Origin of the sequence: Neisseria wadsworthii 9715, assembly GCF_000227765.1 — a bacterium.
Taxonomy (GTDB): domain Bacteria; phylum Pseudomonadota; class Gammaproteobacteria; order Burkholderiales; family Neisseriaceae; genus Neisseria; species Neisseria wadsworthii.
Window position 1 is genome coordinate 1,522,694 of record NZ_JH165159.1, and the last position, 17,962, is coordinate 1,540,655.

The 17,962-nt window shown below is 51.4% G+C and carries 20 protein-coding genes and 1 other RNA gene; 9 read left to right on the plus strand and 12 right to left on the minus strand.

Annotation, left to right across the window (positions count from 1 at the left end; translation table 11 throughout):
* The first annotated feature begins 153 nt into the window (after nucleotides 1–153).
* Nucleotides 154–330: a hypothetical protein gene (locus HMPREF9370_RS12035; RefSeq protein WP_009116705.1), complete on the plus strand. Its 177-nt coding sequence runs from the start codon at nucleotides 154–156 to the stop codon at nucleotides 328–330.
* Nucleotides 331–461: 131 nt separating this feature from the next.
* On the opposite strand, the gene ssrA is transcribed toward HMPREF9370_RS12035, so the two are convergent.
* Nucleotides 462–825: a transfer-messenger RNA gene (gene ssrA, locus HMPREF9370_RS11800) on the minus strand.
* 97 nt (nucleotides 826–922) lie between these two features.
* Between ssrA and HMPREF9370_RS06945 the strand changes: the two genes are divergently transcribed.
* Nucleotides 923–1,423: a DUF1841 family protein gene (locus tag HMPREF9370_RS06945; protein WP_009116706.1), complete on the plus strand. Its 501-nt coding sequence runs from the start codon at nucleotides 923–925 to the stop codon at nucleotides 1,421–1,423.
* A 79-nt stretch (nucleotides 1,424–1,502) separates the two neighbouring features.
* On the opposite strand, the gene iscX is transcribed toward HMPREF9370_RS06945, so the two are convergent.
* From iscX to HMPREF9370_RS06985, 8 genes are all read right to left on the minus strand, one after another.
* Nucleotides 1,503–1,697, minus strand: a complete 195-nt coding sequence (gene iscX, locus HMPREF9370_RS06950) for a Fe-S cluster assembly protein IscX (protein ID WP_009116707.1) — start codon at nucleotides 1,695–1,697, stop codon at nucleotides 1,503–1,505.
* Between the two features lie 44 nt (nucleotides 1,698–1,741).
* Complete coding sequence (gene fdx, locus HMPREF9370_RS06955) at nucleotides 1,742–2,083, minus strand: ISC system 2Fe-2S type ferredoxin (RefSeq protein WP_009116708.1); 342 nt, start codon at nucleotides 2,081–2,083, stop codon at nucleotides 1,742–1,744.
* 80 nt (nucleotides 2,084–2,163) lie between these two features.
* Nucleotides 2,164–4,029, minus strand: a complete 1,866-nt coding sequence (gene hscA, locus HMPREF9370_RS06960; protein ID WP_009116709.1) for a Fe-S protein assembly chaperone HscA — start codon at nucleotides 4,027–4,029, stop codon at nucleotides 2,164–2,166.
* 139 nt (nucleotides 4,030–4,168) lie between these two features.
* Nucleotides 4,169–4,804 (minus strand): DUF6973 domain-containing protein, encoded by a 636-nt coding sequence (locus HMPREF9370_RS06965; protein WP_009116710.1) that lies wholly within the window; start codon nucleotides 4,802–4,804, stop codon nucleotides 4,169–4,171.
* A gap of 265 nt (nucleotides 4,805–5,069) precedes the next feature.
* Complete coding sequence (hscB, locus tag HMPREF9370_RS06970; protein WP_009116711.1) at nucleotides 5,070–5,570, minus strand: Fe-S protein assembly co-chaperone HscB; 501 nt, start codon at nucleotides 5,568–5,570, stop codon at nucleotides 5,070–5,072.
* Nucleotides 5,571–5,649: 79 nt separating this feature from the next.
* Nucleotides 5,650–6,876: a multifunctional CCA addition/repair protein gene (locus HMPREF9370_RS06975; protein WP_009116712.1), complete on the minus strand. Its 1,227-nt coding sequence runs from the start codon at nucleotides 6,874–6,876 to the stop codon at nucleotides 5,650–5,652.
* A gap of 30 nt (nucleotides 6,877–6,906) precedes the next feature.
* Nucleotides 6,907–7,260, minus strand: a complete 354-nt coding sequence (locus tag HMPREF9370_RS06980) for a hypothetical protein (protein ID WP_009116713.1) — start codon at nucleotides 7,258–7,260, stop codon at nucleotides 6,907–6,909.
* Nucleotides 7,261–7,333: 73 nt separating this feature from the next.
* Nucleotides 7,334–8,080: a nitroreductase family protein gene (locus tag HMPREF9370_RS06985; RefSeq protein ID WP_009116714.1), complete on the minus strand. Its 747-nt coding sequence runs from the start codon at nucleotides 8,078–8,080 to the stop codon at nucleotides 7,334–7,336.
* Nucleotides 8,081–8,261: 181 nt separating this feature from the next.
* Between HMPREF9370_RS06985 and HMPREF9370_RS06990 the strand changes: the two genes are divergently transcribed.
* Nucleotides 8,262–8,483 (plus strand): HP1242/YdcH family protein, encoded by a 222-nt coding sequence (locus HMPREF9370_RS06990; protein WP_009116715.1) that lies wholly within the window; start codon nucleotides 8,262–8,264, stop codon nucleotides 8,481–8,483.
* Between the two features lie 58 nt (nucleotides 8,484–8,541).
* Here the strand turns inward: HMPREF9370_RS06990 and HMPREF9370_RS06995 are convergent, their stop codons facing one another.
* Complete coding sequence (locus HMPREF9370_RS06995) at nucleotides 8,542–9,630, minus strand: metallophosphoesterase (RefSeq protein ID WP_040667021.1); 1,089 nt, start codon at nucleotides 9,628–9,630, stop codon at nucleotides 8,542–8,544.
* A 185-nt stretch (nucleotides 9,631–9,815) separates the two neighbouring features.
* Here HMPREF9370_RS06995 and HMPREF9370_RS07000 point away from each other — a divergent pair, with 185 nt between their 5' ends.
* The gene (locus tag HMPREF9370_RS07000) at nucleotides 9,816–10,727 is read left to right on the plus strand and encodes a Dyp-type peroxidase (RefSeq protein WP_009116717.1); all 912 of its coding nucleotides are present in this window, start codon (nucleotides 9,816–9,818) and stop codon (nucleotides 10,725–10,727) included.
* Nucleotides 10,728–10,803: 76 nt separating this feature from the next.
* On the opposite strand, the gene HMPREF9370_RS07005 is transcribed toward HMPREF9370_RS07000, so the two are convergent.
* Together HMPREF9370_RS07005 and aroC are read right to left on the minus strand one after the other, a co-directional pair.
* Nucleotides 10,804–11,727 carry an immunity 49 family protein gene (locus HMPREF9370_RS07005; RefSeq protein WP_009116718.1) on the minus strand — a complete coding sequence of 308 codons (924 nt, stop codon included), beginning with the start codon at nucleotides 11,725–11,727 and terminating at the stop codon, nucleotides 10,804–10,806.
* A gap of 257 nt (nucleotides 11,728–11,984) precedes the next feature.
* Entirely contained in the window at nucleotides 11,985–13,082 is a 1,098-nt protein-coding gene (aroC, locus tag HMPREF9370_RS07010) for a chorismate synthase (protein WP_009116719.1), read from the minus strand.
* Between the two features lie 189 nt (nucleotides 13,083–13,271).
* On the opposite strand from aroC, the gene HMPREF9370_RS07015 reads away from it, so the two are divergent.
* The 5 genes from HMPREF9370_RS07015 to HMPREF9370_RS07035 all read left to right on the plus strand — a co-directional run bounded on the left by HMPREF9370_RS07015 (nucleotide 13,272) and on the right by HMPREF9370_RS07035 (nucleotide 17,913).
* Nucleotides 13,272–13,814 (plus strand): carboxymuconolactone decarboxylase family protein, encoded by a 543-nt coding sequence (locus HMPREF9370_RS07015; protein WP_009116720.1) that lies wholly within the window; start codon nucleotides 13,272–13,274, stop codon nucleotides 13,812–13,814.
* A 91-nt stretch (nucleotides 13,815–13,905) separates the two neighbouring features.
* Nucleotides 13,906–15,009, plus strand: a complete 1,104-nt coding sequence (locus tag HMPREF9370_RS07020; protein ID WP_009116721.1) for an acyl-CoA dehydrogenase family protein — start codon at nucleotides 13,906–13,908, stop codon at nucleotides 15,007–15,009.
* 69 nt (nucleotides 15,010–15,078) lie between these two features.
* Nucleotides 15,079–15,876: an ABC transporter ATP-binding protein gene (locus tag HMPREF9370_RS07025; protein WP_040667023.1), complete on the plus strand. Its 798-nt coding sequence runs from the start codon at nucleotides 15,079–15,081 to the stop codon at nucleotides 15,874–15,876.
* Between the two features lie 67 nt (nucleotides 15,877–15,943).
* The gene (locus HMPREF9370_RS07030) at nucleotides 15,944–17,110 is read left to right on the plus strand and encodes an ABC transporter substrate-binding protein (RefSeq protein ID WP_009116723.1); all 1,167 of its coding nucleotides are present in this window, start codon (nucleotides 15,944–15,946) and stop codon (nucleotides 17,108–17,110) included.
* Between the two features lie 53 nt (nucleotides 17,111–17,163).
* Nucleotides 17,164–17,913 carry an ABC transporter permease gene (locus tag HMPREF9370_RS07035; RefSeq protein WP_009116724.1) on the plus strand — a complete coding sequence of 250 codons (750 nt, stop codon included), beginning with the start codon at nucleotides 17,164–17,166 and terminating at the stop codon, nucleotides 17,911–17,913.
* Nucleotides 17,914–17,962: the final 49 nt, after the last annotated feature.

Sequence of the window (17,962 nt, forward strand, 5' to 3'; positions counted from 1 at the left end):
CAAGTATAATACTTGGTCTTATTTTTTATCTTTATTTATTTTAAGCAAATCAAAATATTCACAAACGAATTATATGAAATATCTGATAAGCCACAATCTTAAGTAAGAAATAAATTAGGAACTTTTTTGATTTTAGATAAGGAAAGCTTTCTAATGAAGAAAGGATATTACTTTAAACTCTCTATTGCTTTTGTTGTGCTTTCAGTTGTGAATTTTTTATTGACTCCCAAGCACGAAGGCATTCCTTTTATCAGCATTTTCTTCATTATTGCTGCAATAATTGCTGCAATAGTGGCTTATGTGATTCACCGAAAGCAAATTTCAAAATAACTTCAAGCTATATGGCTTTGGTTTTGGCGATTGAATTAAGGCTGCTCGGATTTATAGTTAATAAATGGAAAATGACGTTTTAGAAGATTGCTGGAAAGTCTGTTTTTAAAAATAAAAAACAGATTAATGATTGGTGGAGGCGGGGGGAATTGAACCCCCGTCCGAAAGTCCTCTACAAAGCGTTCTACATACTTAGTCTTGCCTACTTGGAATCTTGCTCCCATTCCGCCGACAGACAGGCTGTTTGGGAGCCAGTTACCTTAAATCTTATTTTCTGCCAAGTAACCCGACAGAAAACCAGTCAATGTAAAATGACGTTGCGGTAGCTTGCGCTACACAGCCCATTGACCAACTGTTGCAACGGCAGGCCTATTAAGCGGCCAATGCGTAAGTTTCGTCGTTTGCGACTATTTTCGTTCAGTGTTTTACGGGAATCTGAGACCCCGGTATGCCCGCATCTGCTTCGCAACCCCCGTCGAAACCAAGATCGCCCCCAGATAGGAACGGATTATTATACGCGAAGAGCTTATGAATTACCAGCTTGGCGTTTGAAGGTATAATGCCTGTCTGAAAACTCGGTAAGGGCGATGATATGTATGATGTGAATACGCATGATGTGCGCCGTTTCTTTGCGCATGTTTGGCAGAATAGGTTGGTGCCGCTGCAATTGGATGCTTTGCAGCAAAAAGCTTTGCGCATTATTGAGGCGCACCCCGAATACGGCCGGTATTTGGAAAATATTGAAAACTATTTGGACAAAAGTTGGACTCCGGAAGAAGGGGAAACCAATCCTTTTCTGCATATGTCGCTACACTTGTCGATACAGGAGCAGGCGGCGATTGATCAGCCGCCGGGCATATGCGCGATTCACGAACAATTGTGTGCCAAATACAGCGGTGATTGGGTTAAGGCTGAGCACGATATGATGGATGCGCTGGCGGAAACCATTTGGGAAGCACAACGCTTCGGACGGGGTTTGGATGTGAATGCTTATATGACCCGTTTGCGCAAGCTGGTCGGATTGGGGCAGGAAGATAATGCCCGCATCAATCCGCATGAAGTAGGTTTGTCGAATAAAATCAGTGGCAGATAAACGGGTTGAATCTGTATTGATCATGCCTGTCTGAAAGCAAAACTTTTGGTAAAGTTAAAACTTTCAGACAGGCATTAATTTATTCGGCCTCATCAATCCATGCCTGTTGCACAGCTTCAAGAATGCGCTCGCCGCAGTGGGCGGGATCGTCATCGAAATCAGGCAGTGCAAGGATTAGTTCGCGCAGATGGGTAAAGCGGATGGTTTTCGGATCTATATCGCTATGGGCGTCGTACAACTCTTCGGCGATGCGTTGGGTGTCGGTCCATTTCATAAGTGTGTTCCTTTGTGATGTTCAGACAGCCTTGTCCAATATAATTAATGATGTTCGCGCGCGTGGTTGATGGTGTATTTCGGAATTTCCACCACTAAATCTTCATCAGCCACTTTGGCTTGGCAGCTCAGGCGTGAATCGGCTTCCAAACCCCATGCCTGATCGAGCAGGTCTTCTTCGATTTCAGACGGCTCTTCCAAGCTGTCGAAACCCTGACGCACGATCACGTGGCAGGTTGTACAGGCGCAGGATTTTTCGCAGGCGTGGTCGATTTCGATGTCGTTGTCGAGCAGCAAATCGCAGATGGTTTGACCTTCGGGCGCATTTTCAATGACTTTGCCTTCGGGGCAAAGTTCGGCGTGTGGGAGTATGGTTACTTTTGGCATGTTGTGTCTATGTTTAAAAGCAAATTAAAAATTATTAGAAAAATTTAAATAAAGAAAATTAAAAGATTATTTAACTTTGATCACGAAATCTCTTCCACCTTCTGCCCCGTCAAAGCACGCTTGATATTCCTATCCATACGTTTGGCGGCAAAGTCGTCGGTGGCGTGTCCTAACGCAGATACGGCATTGCGGATTTCGTCGGCATTGCCTGTTTGAACGAGATTCTGCAAAACGGCGATGTTGCTGCGGATGGCGGCAAGTTCGGTTTCGTTGAGCAGATCGCCGTCCATTTCCAAGGCGGTTTCTACTGCGGCGGTTAGACCTTCGGCTTCTACAACGGCTTCGGCACGGGCACGGGCGGCCATGTCGTCGGAGGCGTTCGACATGCTCTCTTTCAGCATGTTGGTGATGGTTTCGTCGTCGAGGCCGTAGGAAGGTTTCACTTCGATTTGCGCCTGCACGCCGGTGGATTGTTCGCGGGCGGACACGGAAAGCAGGCCGTCTGCATCCACTTGGAAGGTAACGCGGATGCGGGCGGCGCCGGCCACCATCGGCGGAATACCGCGCAAGGTAAATTTGGCTAGGCTGCGGCAGTCGGACACAAGTTCGCGCTCGCCTTGCACCACATGAATAGTCATCGCGGTTTGGCCGTCTTTAAAGGTGGTGAACTCTTGGGCGCGGGCGGTGGGCAAAGTGCTGTTGCGCGGAATGATTTTTTCCGCCAGCCCGCCGTAGGTTTCGAGACCGAGCGATAGGGGTGTTACGTCGAGCAGCAGCCATTCGTCGTCGTTTTTATTGCCCGCCAGCACATTGGCCTGCATTGCCGCGCCGAGTGCAACCACTTGGTCGGGGTTGAGGTTGTTGAGCGGCGTTTGGCCGAAAAAGGTAGCTACGGCTTGCTGAACGTGCAGCATGCGGGTGGAACCGCCCACCATAATCACGCCTTTCACGTCAGCCTTGCCCACGCCTGCGTCTTTCAAGGCCTGCTTTACCGGTTCGATGGTTTTGGCCACCAGATGTTGGGTGAGGTTGTGGAATTCTTGGCGGGTGATGGTGGTATCGACCGTGCGGCCGTCTGAGAGCACGGTTTGCACGGTGGCGCTGATGTCGGTGGTGAGTGTTTCTTTGGCGGCGCGGGCAAGGCTGAGCAGCAGTTGGCTGTCTTGCTCGTTGAGTTGCGAGAGTTTGTTTTGCTCCAACAGCCAGCAGAACAGGCGGTGGTCGAAGTCGTCGCCGCCGAGCGCGCTGTTGCCGTTGGTGGCTTTCACTTCAAACAGCCCTTTGGTGAGCTGCAACACGGATACGTCGAGCGTGCCGCCGCCGAGGTCGTACACCACAAACGTGCCTTCCGAGCGGTTGTCCAAACCGTAGGCAATCGCGGCGGCGGTCGGTTCGTTGAGCAGGCGCAAAACGTTTAATCCGGCCAAACGCGCGGCATCTTTGGTGGCTTGGCGTTGGGCATCGTCGAAATAGGCGGGCACGGTTATCACGGCGCCGACAAGCTCTCTGCCGAGGTTTTCTTCGGCGCGCTGTTTCAAAGTGCGGAGGATTTCGGCGGACACGTCAATCGGCGTTTTGTCGCCCGCGCGGGTGTGCAGTTCGATAATGCGGTCGTTGTTGCCGAAGCGGTAAGGCAGATAGCGGGCTTCTTGCTGAACATCTTCCAAAGTGCGCCCGATCAAACGTTTGGCGGAGCTGATGGTGTTCACGGGGTCGATTTTCTGAGCCTTGAGCGCGTCGTAGCCGACTTCGATATCGTCTCGGCCACAATAACGCACAACCGAAGGCAGGGTAACGCGGCCTTTTTCGTCGGGCAGGCAAACGGCGCTGCCGCTTTTAACGGAAGCGACGAGGCTGTTGGTGGTGCCCAAGTCGATACCGACGGCCAAGCGGTGTTGGTGTGGTGCGGCAGACATGCCGGGTTCGGCGATTTGCAGAAGTACCATGTTGTGTGTGCCTTTGAGGGTTATTTTTAGCTGGCGCGTATTCTAACAGATTTGGGATAGTTGAGTAAATCAGTCGGAAATAAAATATGCCTGTCTGAAAGCGGGTTTGCGGCTTTCAGACAGGCATGCTTCGGGCGGTTTATTTGGCGCCGTATTGATTGAGCTGGGCAAGCTCGGCAAGGGCTTTTTGGTAGTCTTCTTCGCCAAGTTTGGTCAGGCGGATTTGGTAAACGGTTTTGCCTTCCTGCTCAACCGGGAAAATCTGCCACAGGCCTTCTTGGTGGTAGCGGTCGAGAATGGCGCGGACGAGTGTTTTCATTTCGGCGCCTTTATGCGCTTCGCCTATGCTGCGGCCGATGGCGTTGTTGCGCAAATCAACGCTTTCGTCGGCATCGTAAAGTTTGTTGAACTCGGTTTTGTTCGGGTCGGGCGGCGTGTTGTCTTTTTCGTAAGCATCGCCGGCTTCTTTTGCCAATTCTGCGCTGAATTGTGATGCAATGGTGGCTTGCCATAAAGTGTGACGCACGGCGTTGACTTGTGTACCACGCCCGTTGGGGTTAAACGTGTCGTCCAGACCGAGGCGGATGGAGAAACGTACCGAATTGGTGGTGATATTGCGCGCACGGTCTGCTTTCATACCAATTTTATAGGCGGCAATCGGATGGTTAACGATAAAACGCAAAGCTTTTTCTTTGCGTCCTGCGTCGGGCGCGGGAGGTTTGCAGGCGCTGAGTGCGAGTGCGGAAATTAGGGTGAGGAACAGAATTTTTTTCATTTTGAATCTGTTGAATGTGTGTTGGATTGGCTATAGTTAAACCACTTACATAGTAACATTTCCGTCATACTCGGGCTTGACCCGAGTATCCCAAAATTTACTGAAACTCAGGATACTCGGGTCAAGCCCGAGTATGACGTATGTAGTTTTTCTTAAGTTGATTGACTATGGTGATCGTTGGATTGATTGCTCAACATTTGCGCATTGTGAACCTGCTAATGCCTGCCTGAAAGCGGTTTTACGGTTTTCAGACAGGCATTTACATTTATGGTAAAGCGCTTTGGATTTCTTTGCGCAGCTTATCGAGAAAGCGGCACTGGCGCACAAGCATGGCGGCGGTTTCGGTTTGGCTTTCGGCAAAGGCGGCGCTCAATCGCCGGAGCAATTCATCTTGCTCATTGGTGATTTCTTGATCAAGTGCGTTGAGCGCGGATTCATTGCGTTCTGCGCGCGCGTCTTCCAAAGTTTCGCGCCATTCCATTTGCTGCATCAAAAATTCGGGTGGGAAAGCGGTGTGTTCGGGTGCGTCGGCGTTAATGCCTTGTGCTTGCAGCAGGTAGGCGGCGCGGTCGGTGGGGGATTTGAGCATGCGGTAGGCTTCGTTAACGGTGGATGCCATCATCATGGCTTGTCGCTGCTCAAACGAGGATGCAGCGGCGTATTTGTCGGGATGGAACTGGGCGGCGAGGCGGCGGTAGATTTGTTCGATTGCCGTTTTGTCGATATCGAATGTGGGCGGTAGGTTGAAAAGTTCGAAATATTGCATATCGGGTAAGAGCGGTTTTCAGACAGGCATTAGTGTAGGACGGTTGTTTTTCGGAAGCAAGAGGCTTGTGCCATAGTGGTTATGCCTGTCTGAAAACGTTTTGCAGCGGGCGGATTTGCTCCAGGCGGGCGCGGTCGATGGCTTCGGCGGTTTTGTGCGGTTCGCCGGCGTGTTCGGCGGCGATGGCGGCGGTGTTGACGCTTTGTGCGGCGGCCAACAGCGCAAGCCAGCGTTCGCGCTGGAGGTAGGGCGTGTTTTCCTGCCCCAGCCTGCCCTGATGGTCGGCTTGGCAAACGTTCAGCGCCTGCTTGAAGCGTTCGCTGCGGCGGAAGGCATCGGTTTGCTTGAGGGTTTTCAACACGGTTTGCGGTTTGAGCTGGGCGACGCTGTGGAGCTGGATATGCCAGCGGCAAACCAGTTCGGCCAGTTCGCTGCATGCTTTGGGTACGCGCCAGCGGGTGTTGACGGCGCGCACGGGCGCCACACCGGCCAAATCGTGGCCGTGGTGCTTGGGCAATATGTCGGCAGGCGTGAGCGCTTTGCCCAAGTCGTGCAGCAGAGCGGCATAGCGCTCGGGCAGGCTTAGGTTGAGGTCTGCTGCGCATTGCAACACCATCAGGGTGTGGATGCCGCTGTCGATTTCGGGATGATAGTCGGCGCGTTGGGGCACGCCGAACAGTGCGTCCACTTCGGGCAAGATCACTTTTAATGCGCCGCATTCGCGCAAGATTTCAATCATGCGGGCTGGGTGTTGCCCCATCAGGCCGCGGGCAAGCTCCTGCCAAACGCGTTCGGCCACCAAAGCGTCGGCTTCGCCGTTTTCAACCATTTGCCGCATCAACTGCATGGTTTCGGGCGCAACGCTGAAGCCGTAGCGCGCGGCAAAACGGGCGGTGCGCAGGATGCGGACGGGGTCTTCGGCAAATGCGGGGGAAACGTGGCGCAAGATTCGGTTTTGCAGGTCGGCTTGGCCGCCGTAAGGGTCGATGATGTTGCCTTCGCAATCTTGCGCGATGGCGTTGATGGTGAGGTCGCGCCGCATCAGGTCTTGCTCTAGGGTAACGCTTTTGTCGGTGTGAAAGGCAAAGCCGGTGTAGCCTTTGGCGGTTTTGCGTTCTGTGCGCGCCAGCGCGTATTCTTCATGGCTTTCGGGGTGGAGGAACACGGGAAAATCTTTGCCGACTGCGCGGTAGCCCAAGTCGAGCATGGTTTGCGCGTCGGCGCCGACCACGACCCAGTCGCGGTCTTGGGTGTCGATTCCGAGCAGGGCGTCGCGCACGGCGCCGCCGACAAGATAGGTTTGCATATTGAGTGATGCCTGTCTGAAAGGTGCGGGTTATTTGAATAATTCGTCGTGGCGGCTGAAAAAGTCGATGGCTTGGGCGAGTTTTTCTTCGTCGAGGCTGGCTTTCAGGTCGCGCGCGATTTCTCGCAGGGCTTCTTCGCGCAATGCTTGCTGCATACGCATTTCCGCGTTTTCCGGGCTGAGCTTCATCTGCACGTTGAGCTTGATATTGTGGCTGTCGAGCATGTAGAGGACTTCGTGGCTGAAGATAAACGGCTCACTTTGTGGCGGTGCGTCCCAGCGGTCTTCGTTTATCGGATACCATTGGCTGCGCCCCTGAGGCTTGATGAATTGATTGCCGATACCGTAAATGTGGCGGTATTTTTGTGGAATGTATTTTTTCATATGCAGATGCCTGTCTGAAAAAGCCGGGCGTTCAGACAGGCATTATATAGGGTTAAATCGTTTTGCAAAGGCTTCACTTTGTTTGATACCAGTTTAACCAGCCGATGCTTTGCATAAATTCGATGTTGTCCGGCCCGTAGGGTTGGCTGTAAAAACGAGCGAATTTTTCGCGGTAGGGAAATTTTTCGCGCGCTTCGCCGAATTCAGTCATGGTTTGCTCGTAGGCGGCAAGGTTTTCAGACAGGCATTGGTCCGACGGATATTGGTTTTCCGCATAAGCGGCAGCTTGAGGCAAACGCGGTTTAACGCGCATTTCTACATTAGGCGTGCCGATGCAGAGACCGACCACGGGGAAAGTATGCGGGGGCAGCTTGAGCATTTCGGCTAATTGCGGCGCAATCAGGCGGATGCCGCCGGTGTAGCAAATGGCATAACCCAAGCTTTCGGCTGCGGTTGCCGCGTTTTGTGCGGCAAGCACGGCATCGGTCACGGCAGTCATAAAGGCATCGGGGGTGCCTGCGGCGGCAAACGTGCCTTCATAAGCTTGGCGGCACAGATCGGCTTTGTGCAGGTCGGCCAGGAAAATAAAATAAGTGGCGCATTGTCCGATTTGCGGATTGGCCGGGAGCTGCTCGGTGATGCGTTGGCGCAACTCGGGCGAGGTGATGTTGATGATGGTGTAGTGCTGGCCGTTCATCCACGATGGTGCTTGGCGGGCACAGTCGATAATGGCTTGCAAATGCTCTTGCGGCAGGGTTTCGCTGGTTTTGAAGCTGCGGTAGGTGCGGTGGTTTTTTAGCAATGAGATGGTGGGATTCATATTTTCTTCCTCTACTGTTCAATATGTTCGATTTTATGCTGCTTTGGCTGTTTGCGGTAGGTCAACCATGATGAAAAATCTCGTGCGGTTAAAGGTTGCGTTTGTTATAATTAAGCCGAAACAGGTAGAAAGCCAAATAAGGTTTTCTGCTTTAATTGTTCAACCAAGAGGATAAATAATCATGTTTCCTGAATATCGCGATTTGATTTCAAAATTAAAACAAGAAGATGCACACTTTTCACGTTTGTTTGACGAGCACAATGAGTTGGACGATAAAATTACCGGCCTGGAAAACAATGAAGTAACCGCGGTTTCTGCCGCCGAAGAAATCGAAGGCCTGAAATTGAAAAAGCTGGCTTTGAAAGATGAATTGTACGAAATTCTGAAAAAAGCTTCTGCTTAATATTTTAGATAATAAAATGCCTGTCTGAAAATATTCAGATAGGCATTTTGTTTGGCCGTTATTTTTGAGCTCGGGATTGTACATCAATAATCCACACTTCAGATTGCGAACCCAAGCGGAAAGGTACGCCCCAAAAGCCGTAGCCTGAGGTAACGAAATAATGCCCCATTCCTAATGGTTCATAGCCGTATGACACGCGATTGAGAAATTTCACCACGAAATTGGCCGGAAACACCTGACCGTTATGTACATGGCCGGAAACCTGCACATCAATCGGCAGTTTTTCGTGCTTATGGATTTCGGTAGGGCGGTGATCGAGTAGGAAAACGGGCTGTTTCGGGTCGGTTTTCAGCAACAAATCTTCGGTTTGCATGCGGTTTTTGGCGTTGTCGTCAGGGCGGCCGATCAGCCAGAAGCGGTTGTCGATATGCACCACATCGTCGTGCAACACTATTACGCCGGCTTCCGTGAGCGCTTTGTGGATTTCACGTTCGTGCCCGAACAAATCGTGATTACCCATGGTGGCATACACGCCAAGCGGTGCACGCAGTTTCATCAGACTGGGCTTCATGTTCAATTCCCGGTAGGCTTCGGTGTCGTCATCCATAATATCGCCGGGCAGCAAAACAATGTCTACTTTTTCCTTATCCATTATCGCTGCCAGATCATCCAGCTGTTTGCCGCGGAATAGGTGGCCCAAATGCAGGTCGCTCGCCATGCCGATGCGGACGGGTTTGTCGAGCGGTTTATCTATGGTGACGGTCATACGCTTTACCACCGGCACATAAGCGCTGTACACCGCATAAGCCGTGATGCCGCAGAAAAACAGCACGCTAAACGTGCGCAAACCCATAGCCAAAGTGTGTTGCACCACACGTTTTCTCAAAGCAAGCCACACCAAAAACACCGCTGCCGAAGTAAACACGGTAAACAGCATCAGCACCATCCAGCCGGCACTCACACGGAACATAAAGCGCCAATAGCGCAAGAAGGTCAACACGAGTAGGCTGTTGCTGAATACAAATGCGCCAATCAGAATCATGCGGTGGCGGAGCGTGCCTTTTTCCGTTTTCAGAAACCATTGCCAGAATTTGGCGAAGCAAAATGTGAAAACCTGCAACACGCAAAAGATAAATGCAAAAAACATAAATCCATTCCGAAAATATAAAGAGGCAAATTTTAGCATGGAGTGTCATGTATAATGCCTGTCTGAAAAAGTAAATACAAGCGAGCAGAAAGGGCGGTTGCATACTGCACAGAAAACAAATTCAGCTATAATACGGAGTAAATTCCGCTATAATGCCAAGCTGAATCTGAATTAAGGGAAGAAACATGACCACTCCACAAACTGCAATTATTCCGGATCATTGCAAAGCCGGTGTCTTTATTCAGGCAGACGTTATTCCTGGGCAAACCGGTGCTGTAAAACAGGCATGTAAAGCCGCTTTGGAAACCGTAAAGTTGTTGCAAAGCCAATACCCCGATGCAAATTTGGGTTTGACTATTGCATTTGGCGCCGATTTCTGGAAAAGCCTCGAGCATCAACAGGAAGGGCAGGAAATCAAACCGTTCCGCGCTTTGGGCAACGGGCTGGCGCCGGTTACGCAACACGATGTTTTGTTTCATATCCAATCCATGCGGCAAGATATCAATTTCCTGCTTATGCAGAAAATTGTTGCTCTATTCAATAAAATGATTGATATTAAGGATGAAACTCACGGTTTCCGTTTAATAGAAGAACGTGGGGTGGATGGCTTTGTAGACGGAACAGAAAATCCACAAGGTGATGAAGAAGTGGCCGAAGTAGCCATCATCGGTAAAGATAGGCCGGATGCCGGCGGCAGCTATGTTATGTATCAAAAATACCGCCATGATTTAAACAAATGGGATAAATTCAGCATTGCCGAGCAAGAAGAAACGATTGGGCGCAGTAAAGAAGACAACGAGGAATTCGAAGGCGAACGCCTGCACCCCCGTGCCCATATCGCCCGCACCAATTTAAAAGAAAACGGTGTGGGGCTGAAAATCGTGCGCCGCAGTCTGCCCTATGGCACGGTTACGGGCGAACACGGCTTGGCGTTTATCTGTTATTGCAACAGGCTGCATAATATTGAAGTCCAGCTGCTGAGCATGTTTGGCGAAGCTGCAGACGGTCAAACCGATTTGATGCTGGATCGTCTCACGCAGGCGATTTCGGGCGGATATTATTTCGCACCAAGCGCCGAGCGATTGGCCAATCTTTGATTTGCTTGTGAGATTAAGAATGCCTGTCTGAAAATTTTTTCAGACAGGCATCGTATTGTTTGGTCAAAGACAAGCTTTATTTTCCAAACACCAATTTATCGGTTTTAAACGTGTAGTAATCCACCCAATCCTGTAAATATTCATACGGATACGACAAATCGTATTGCTTCATAAAATCGAAGATATCCTGATATTCGTTGCTTGGCAGCGGATCGTATACGATCAAATCACGCGGGGCGATTTCGTGGTCGATGCCCAAGTCGAAACCGTGCATGGAAGCGATTTTGGCATACATCACGATTTGCGGCTGCAGAAAAAAGTCGAAATAAGTTAAGGTTTCTTTGGCCGCAGCACACGCATTCTTTTTGATAAACAATGGCTCCAAGGCTTTTTTCATGGCTTCGGCATCCTGCTCGGCGAAAGCGAGAAAGAAACGGTAGTCGTCGAGCCGCTTTTGCAGCCATTTGCCGGGCGTGGGGTAGGCCAGCACCTGCAAACTGCGTTCCTTCAGTCTGTCCAGCTGCTTACCTTCCACCATCAACAAGGTGTTGTACATCATATGGCGGTTGAGGTCGTAGCGGTCGACAAATTCCTCGGTATCGTTGGCGATGTTGTCGATATTGCGCACTAAAAATTCACGCAATTGGGGACTGTCGCTCATGATCATGAGAAATGATAATCTGCTGATATTTAACATATCGCATGGAAAGAAAAAAGGAACAGGCTCAAGATTATCCATGCTTCTAAGCACAATAAGTTTGCCGTGTACATGGGCATATTGTTTGAATTTTTTTAAATCGTGTTCAAATAAATAGGCATGAGCAGCAATGGCATCAACATCACTGGTTATATATCCCATTGCCGCAAACGGCACACCTTTCCTTTCATCAATATAAGACAGTCCGTCTCTACACTCTTCGGAAAAAGTTTCTACATAGCTTTTAATAACATGAGTGATATGCTCGTACCATTTTGGAGTTGTCATCATATTGGCTGACATATTTATCTCCTGATATTGTATTTAGACGGAATGTTAACGGGTAGAATCACTTCTTTACCGGTTTGGCGGCCAACACCTGCCACTGTCTTTACTTTATTCGTTTTTTTACTTCTCGGATTTATAGTCAATCAAGTTAAACATAGCACACTTGTTATACTTTAAACTCAATCTAATTATCACGGTAAGTAACTGAAATAATTAAGGATGCCTGTCTGAAAACTTTTTCAGACAGGCATTTTTAGTTTCCAAACAAAAGTTTAACCTCTACGCTCGATATCCGGTGTGTCCACTTTTACATCGGCGTTTTGCGCGCGGTGGCGCAAAGCGTGGTCAATCAGTACAAGTGCGGTCATGGCTTCGGCGATTGGAGCGGCGCGCAGGCCGACGCAAGGGTCGTGGCGGCCGTGGGTGGCGATTTCCACCGGATTGCCGTAGATATCAATAGATTCGCGCGGCGTGGCGATGCTGCTGGTGGGTTTGATAGCGATGTTGGCGGTGATGGTTTGGCCGGTGCTGATGCCGCCGAGAATGCCGCCGGCATGATTGGATTTAAAGCCTTGCGGGGTAAGCTCGTCGCCGTGGAAGCTGCCGCGTTGCGCTACCACTTCAAAGCCGTCGCCGATTTCCACACCTTTCACGGCATTGATGCCCATTAAAGCATGAGCGAGGTCGGCGTCCAAACGGTCGAACACGGGTTCGCCCAAACCTACCGGCACGTTTTTCGCCTCGATGCGCAGTTTGGCGCCTACTGAATCAAGCGATTTGCGGATGCTGTCCATATACGCTTCCAATTCGGCGATTTGAGATCGGTTGGCGGCAAAAAACGGATTGGCGGCAATATGTTCGTAGCCTTCAAACGCAATGGCATGTTCGCCGACTTGGGTAACGTAAGACACGATTTCTAAGCTGAATTTTTCTTTCAGCCATTTTTTCGCTACTGCGCCGGCAGCTACGCGGGCGGCGGTTTCGCGGGCGGAGCTTCTGCCGCCGCCGCGGTAATCGCGGATGCCGTATTTGTGGCGGTAGGTGTAATCCGCGTGGCCGGGGCGGAATTGTTCGGCGATTTTGCCGTAGTCTTTGCTGCGTTGGTCGGTGTTGCGGATAAGCAGAGCGATGGGGGTGCCGGTGGTTTTGCCTTCAAACACGCCGGAAAGGATTTCCACTTCGTCCGCTTCGCGGCGTTGGGTTACATGGCGGCTGGTGCCGGGTTTGCGGCGGTCGAGGTCGGTTTGGATGTCGGTCTCGGTTAATTCCAAGCCGGGTGGGCAGCCGTCGATAATGCAGCCGAGGCCCGCGCCGTGGCTTTCTCCGAATGTGGTAACGGTGAAGATTTGTCCGAAAGTGTTGCCTGCCATGTTGGTCTCTGCGAAATGTGAAATGGAAAGGATTTTAGCATAGGCGTGGGGATTGGTTGCGAAACGGCGGTATTCTTCATATAACTTTTGGTTCTATCATTCATAAAAACTGATTCTTTCCTTTTTCAGACAGGCATCTATATGATTTGCCCAATTTTGCAAACCATTCTGTTGATGAGGATATGAATTATGGCACGCTTAACCGTACATACTGTTGAAACCGCTCCTGAAGCCGCCAAACCACGCGTGGAAGCCGCTTTGAAAAACAACGGCTTTTTGCCGAACTTAATCGGTGTTTTGGCCAATTCGCCCGAAGCCTTGGCGTTTTATCAGGAAGTGGGCAAGCTCAACGGCAACACCACGCTCACTCCGGGCGAGCGTGAGGTGGTGCAGATTTTGGCTGCGCGGATTAATGAATGTGGGTTTTGCGTGGCCGGCCACACCAAGCTGGCAACCTTGAAAAAGCTGCTGAAAGAAGACGAAATTCAAGCCGTGCGCGCCGTAGCGCCGATTGCCGATGCCAAGCTCAACGCTTTATCCGATTTCACCCAAGCAGTGATTGCCCACAAAGGCAATGTGTCCGACGAAGCTTTGAAAGCGTTTTTTGACGCGGGCTATAACGAGCAGCAGGCGGTGGAAGTTGTGCTCGGCGTGGCTTTGGCAACTTTGTGCAACTACACCAACAATCTTGCCCGCACGGAAATTAACCCTGAGCTGCAACAGTTTGCTTAATCAATACAAACACTTGATGCCTGTCTGAAAACCACATTTCCAAGCCAATAATATTTCATGCCGCACCAACGGCCAAACTTTCGGAGAAACCATGTCACGCGAAACTTTGCTCAATCAGGTTACAGAACTTGTACGACACACATTAAAACCTTTGGCGGAAGACATTGACCGCAAAGGCCTGTATCCCGAAGCGTTTATGCGCAAGCTCGGTGAAATCGGCGGGTTTGCCTGCGTGGGCAGCGCGGAAGAGGGTGGCAGCGGTTTGGGCTTGTCGGATCAGATTTCCGTGTTGCGCGAAATCGGCAAAGAATGCGGCGCCACGGCGTTTTCCGCATGGTGTCAGGCGGCATGTGCGTGGTACCTGCACCAAACGCCCAATCAGGCGGTAAAGCGCTATCTGCCTGATGTGTTAAGCGCGAAAGTGCTGGCGGGTACGGGCATGTCGAACACAGTGAAACATCTGGCAGGTATTGAAGACCATTTGTTGCAAGCGGTGGCAACGGAAGGCGGCTACACGGTAAACGGCATTTTGCCGTGGGTATCCAATCTGGGCGAAAACCATATCTGGGCGAACACGGCCCAAATCGGCGGCAGTTATGTGATGTTTATCACCGGTGCGCAACGCGAAGGCGTATCGCTGATTGCCTGCCCGGAGTTTTGCGCATTGGAAGGCACGCGCACGTTTGCGGTGAAGTTTGACAATGTATTCGTGCCGCATGAAGACGTTTTGGCCGAGCCGGATCAGTTTGCCGATTTCATCAAAAGCATCAAAACCGGCTTTATTCTGCTGCAAATCGGCATCGGCGCGGGCATTATTGATGCCTGTCTGAAAGAAATCGAGCTGGCGAATGTGGGCAGTGAAACCAATTATTTTCTCGACCACGGTTTCGACGAACTAACCAAACGCCACAACATGCTTTTGGTAAAAACCGAAAAACTGGCGCACGAATCCTATCAAAATCAGGCCAACCTGCTGGAAACCCTGCAAACGCGCGCCGACGCTTCCCAGCTCTGCCTTGATGCCGCGCAATCCGCCGCGCTGCACGCCGGTGCCAAAGGGTATCTGATGAGCAGCCCCGTTCAACGCCGCTCGCGCGAAGCCCTGTTTGTAGCCATCGTTACCCCTGCGCTGAAGCATTTGCGTAAAGAAATCAGCGACTTGGAATTTATGGGCGGAGAAGAATTTTCAATTTGACGCGCTTCACAACAAGCGGGCGCAAGCCTGCTTTTTTTCAGACAGGCATTGTTTACCGGACACACCATCATGACCGCACTTTCCGTTCAAAACCTTTCCCTCGGCTATCAGGAACAAGGCCGCTTGAAAACCATTTTGCAGGATTTTTCTTTAACGGCCGGGCAGGGCGAGCTGGTAAGCCTGCTGGGGCCGAGCGGCGTAGGCAAATCTTCGCTCTTGCGCATTCTGGCCGGGCTGAACCGCCCGCTTAAAGGCGAAGTATCGCTGTTGGGAGAAACGGTGGAAAAGCCGCACCCGCGTGTGGGCTTTGTGTTCCAAACCGCCTCTTTGCTGCCCTGGCTGAACGTGCGCGACAACGTGGCGTTTGGCTTGGACTTTAAAAAACAGCCGCATATCGACAAAGCCGAGTTGAATAACCGCGTCGAAGCCGCGTTGGCAGAAGTGGGCTTAAGCCATGCGGCCGACAAATTCCCGTCGGAGCTTTCCGGCGGCATGGCGCAGCGTGTGGCGCTTGCGCGCGCATTGGCGCGCAAGCCGCAAGTGCTGCTGCTTGACGAACCTTTTTCCGCGCTGGACGAAGTGATACGCGCGCAAATGCAGGATTTGTTGCGCGAAATCGTGCAAAAACACCAAACCGCCGCCGTGATGGTTACCCACGATATCGACGAAGCTCTGCTGATTTCCGACCGCATCGTGCTAATCGGCCAAATGCCCGGCCGAATCATCGGCACCTGGCAACCGCAGCAGCATTTTCCGCGCCACGATAAGCTTTTGGAGATGAACGACTTAAGAGTGGAAATCCTGAAAAACTTGCATCAGGCGCAACAGCATACGGCGCAAACCAAAACCGTGGATTTTGTGATTTGAATCATTCAGACAGGCATGATGCCTGTCTGAAAACCATCTGAAAACAATAGATATAAAGACCGACACCATGCATTCACGCCGCGACTTTCTCAAACTTTCCGCTTTGTTTGCCGCCGCTACGGCCTTGCCGCTGCTGCAAGCCTGTTCCAACCGCGCCGCCGCCAACCCCGATGCGCCTTTAACCATAGGCTATCTGCCGATTCTTGATGCCACGCCGCTGTTGGTGGCGCACGGCAAAGGCATGTTTGAGCAAAACGGCGTGGCGGCGGTTAAGCCGGTGTTGTTCCGCTCGTGGGCCAGCTTGGTAGAAGCGTTTTTAAGCGGGCAGGTCAACCTGATTCATGTGCTCTCGCCCATGAGCGTGTGGATGCGCTACGGCAGCAAAGCACCCGTGCGCGCGCTGATGTGGAACCACACCTGCGGCTCTGCGCTGACTGTGCGGCCCGATATCCAGAGCGTGCAGGATTTGCAGGGGCAAACGGTGGCGATTCCGTTTTGGTATTCGATACACAATGTGATCGTGCAGCAGATGATACGCAAAGCGGGTTTGCAGGTGGTGGAGAAAAATCCGCGGGCAGGGCAGGTGAGGCTGACTGTGATGCCGCCTTCCGATATGGTACCCGGCTTGGCTTCCAAACAGATTGCGGGCTTTATCGTGGCCGAACCGTTTAACGCTTTGGCCGAAGCCAAAGGCGTGGGCAAAGTTTTGCGCTTTTCCGGCGACATTTGGAAAGACCACGCCTGCTGCCTGAGCATGATACACGACCACGATATCGAAAACCGCCCCGAATGGGTGCAAAAAGTGGTGAACGCGCTGGTGCAGGCAGCTGCGTGGGCGAAAACGCACCGTACCGAAACTGCTGAATTGTTGGCCAAGCAAGGCATTCAAAAATACACGCCGCATGATGTGAAAGTGTTGCACAATGTGTTGCAGCCCGAGCCGGTGGTTTGGGGCAAATACGAGCGCGAAGGCGCCATACGCCATGCAGGCTGGCAGCAGCAACGCATCGATTTCCAGCCGTATCCGTTCCAATCATATAGTGAAATGCTGGTGAAGCTTTTGCAGGAAACCCATTTGGCGGGCGTAAACCGGTTTCTGCAAGAATTGAATCCGGCCGAAGCGGCGAAAGAATTGTTTGACACACGTTTCGTGGAGCAGGCTTTAAAGCAGTCTCAAATGATGCAGGCTTTCGGTTTGCAGGATTTAAACAGGAAAGAAATATTTGAGATTTGAATGCCTGTCTGAAAAATACGGATATGCAGGGTAACGCACATTAAAGGAAGATCATGAAACTAAACAACTATCTGCTCGGCGGGCTGGGTTTGCTGATTCTGGTTGCGGTATGGCAGGCCGGAGCAATGCTGCTGGCTCAGAATATGTCACTCGCCAATCTGCTCGCCCCCGCGCCTGCTTTGGGCAATTTGGGCACATTGCTGTCGGAAGACCAGCTGTGGCCGCATATCTGGGCGAGTTTGCAGCGGGTGTTTGTGGGTTTGTTTTTTGCTTTGCTGATTGGTGTGCCGGTTGGGTTTATGCTCGGTTTGTCGCCTAAAGCGGAGCAGACCAGCAGCCCGGCTTTCCAGTTTCTGCGTATGATTTCACCGCTTTCGTGGATGCCCGTGGTGGTGATGCTGTTCGGCATCGGCGATGCGCCGATTTATTTTCTGCTTGCGTTTGCCGCAGTGTGGCCGATTATTCTGAACACGGCTGCCGGTGTGAAAAATATCAACAAGCAATGGCTGGAGCTGGGGCGTTCGCTCTCGGCCACCAAAGGCGAAATGCTGTTTAAAATCATGCTGCCCGCGGTAACGGGCGATATCCTCAACGGCTTGCGCTTGGCAATCGGCATCGTGTGGGTGGTGCTGGTGCCTTGCGAAATGTTGGGTGTTAACGAAGGTTTGGGCTATTTTATTTTGGACACCCGCGATAGATTGGCTTATTCGGAACTGATGGCAGCCATTGTATTGATCGGCCTAATCGGCTGGGCGCTCGACGGCGGCGCACGCAAACTCGGGAGCTGGTGGAAACGCGGCTGATCGGAAGTTTGACTAATGCCTGTCTGAAAAGCTTGAGCTTTAAAGAAGC

Excerpts from the sequence above, each read along its gene's own strand:
- HMPREF9370_RS06945 (WP_009116706.1), top strand. The coding sequence starts at position 923 with ATGTATGATGTGAATACGCATGATGTGCGCCGTTTCTTTGCGCATGTT.
- iscX (WP_009116707.1), bottom strand. The coding sequence starts at position 1,697 with ATGAAATGGACCGACACCCAACGCATCGCCGAAGAGTTGTACGACGCC.
- HMPREF9370_RS07025 (WP_040667023.1), top strand. The coding sequence starts at position 15,079 with ATGACCGCACTTTCCGTTCAAAACCTTTCCCTCGGCTATCAGGAACAA.
- HMPREF9370_RS07005 (WP_009116718.1), bottom strand. The coding sequence starts at position 11,727 with ATGTCAGCCAATATGATGACAACTCCAAAATGGTACGAGCATATCACT.
- HMPREF9370_RS12035 (WP_009116705.1), top strand. The coding sequence starts at position 154 with ATGAAGAAAGGATATTACTTTAAACTCTCTATTGCTTTTGTTGTGCTT.
- HMPREF9370_RS06980 (WP_009116713.1), bottom strand. The coding sequence starts at position 7,260 with ATGAAAAAATACATTCCACAAAAATACCGCCACATTTACGGTATCGGC.
- fdx (WP_009116708.1), bottom strand. The coding sequence starts at position 2,083 with ATGCCAAAAGTAACCATACTCCCACACGCCGAACTTTGCCCCGAAGGC.
- HMPREF9370_RS07020 (WP_009116721.1), top strand. The coding sequence starts at position 13,906 with ATGTCACGCGAAACTTTGCTCAATCAGGTTACAGAACTTGTACGACAC.
- HMPREF9370_RS06985 (WP_009116714.1), bottom strand. The coding sequence starts at position 8,080 with ATGAATCCCACCATCTCATTGCTAAAAAACCACCGCACCTACCGCAGC.
- hscB (WP_009116711.1), bottom strand. The coding sequence starts at position 5,570 with ATGCAATATTTCGAACTTTTCAACCTACCGCCCACATTCGATATCGAC.
- HMPREF9370_RS07000 (WP_009116717.1), top strand. The coding sequence starts at position 9,816 with ATGACCACTCCACAAACTGCAATTATTCCGGATCATTGCAAAGCCGGT.
- hscA (WP_009116709.1), bottom strand. The coding sequence starts at position 4,029 with ATGGTACTTCTGCAAATCGCCGAACCCGGCATGTCTGCCGCACCACAC.
- HMPREF9370_RS06990 (WP_009116715.1), top strand. The coding sequence starts at position 8,262 with ATGTTTCCTGAATATCGCGATTTGATTTCAAAATTAAAACAAGAAGAT.
- HMPREF9370_RS07030 (WP_009116723.1), top strand. The coding sequence starts at position 15,944 with ATGCATTCACGCCGCGACTTTCTCAAACTTTCCGCTTTGTTTGCCGCC.
- HMPREF9370_RS06995 (WP_040667021.1), bottom strand. The coding sequence starts at position 9,630 with ATGTTTTTTGCATTTATCTTTTGCGTGTTGCAGGTTTTCACATTTTGC.
- HMPREF9370_RS07035 (WP_009116724.1), top strand. The coding sequence starts at position 17,164 with ATGAAACTAAACAACTATCTGCTCGGCGGGCTGGGTTTGCTGATTCTG.
- HMPREF9370_RS07015 (WP_009116720.1), top strand. The coding sequence starts at position 13,272 with ATGGCACGCTTAACCGTACATACTGTTGAAACCGCTCCTGAAGCCGCC.
- HMPREF9370_RS06965 (WP_009116710.1), bottom strand. The coding sequence starts at position 4,804 with ATGAAAAAAATTCTGTTCCTCACCCTAATTTCCGCACTCGCACTCAGC.
- aroC (WP_009116719.1), bottom strand. The coding sequence starts at position 13,082 with ATGGCAGGCAACACTTTCGGACAAATCTTCACCGTTACCACATTCGGA.
- HMPREF9370_RS06975 (WP_009116712.1), bottom strand. The coding sequence starts at position 6,876 with ATGCAAACCTATCTTGTCGGCGGCGCCGTGCGCGACGCCCTGCTCGGA.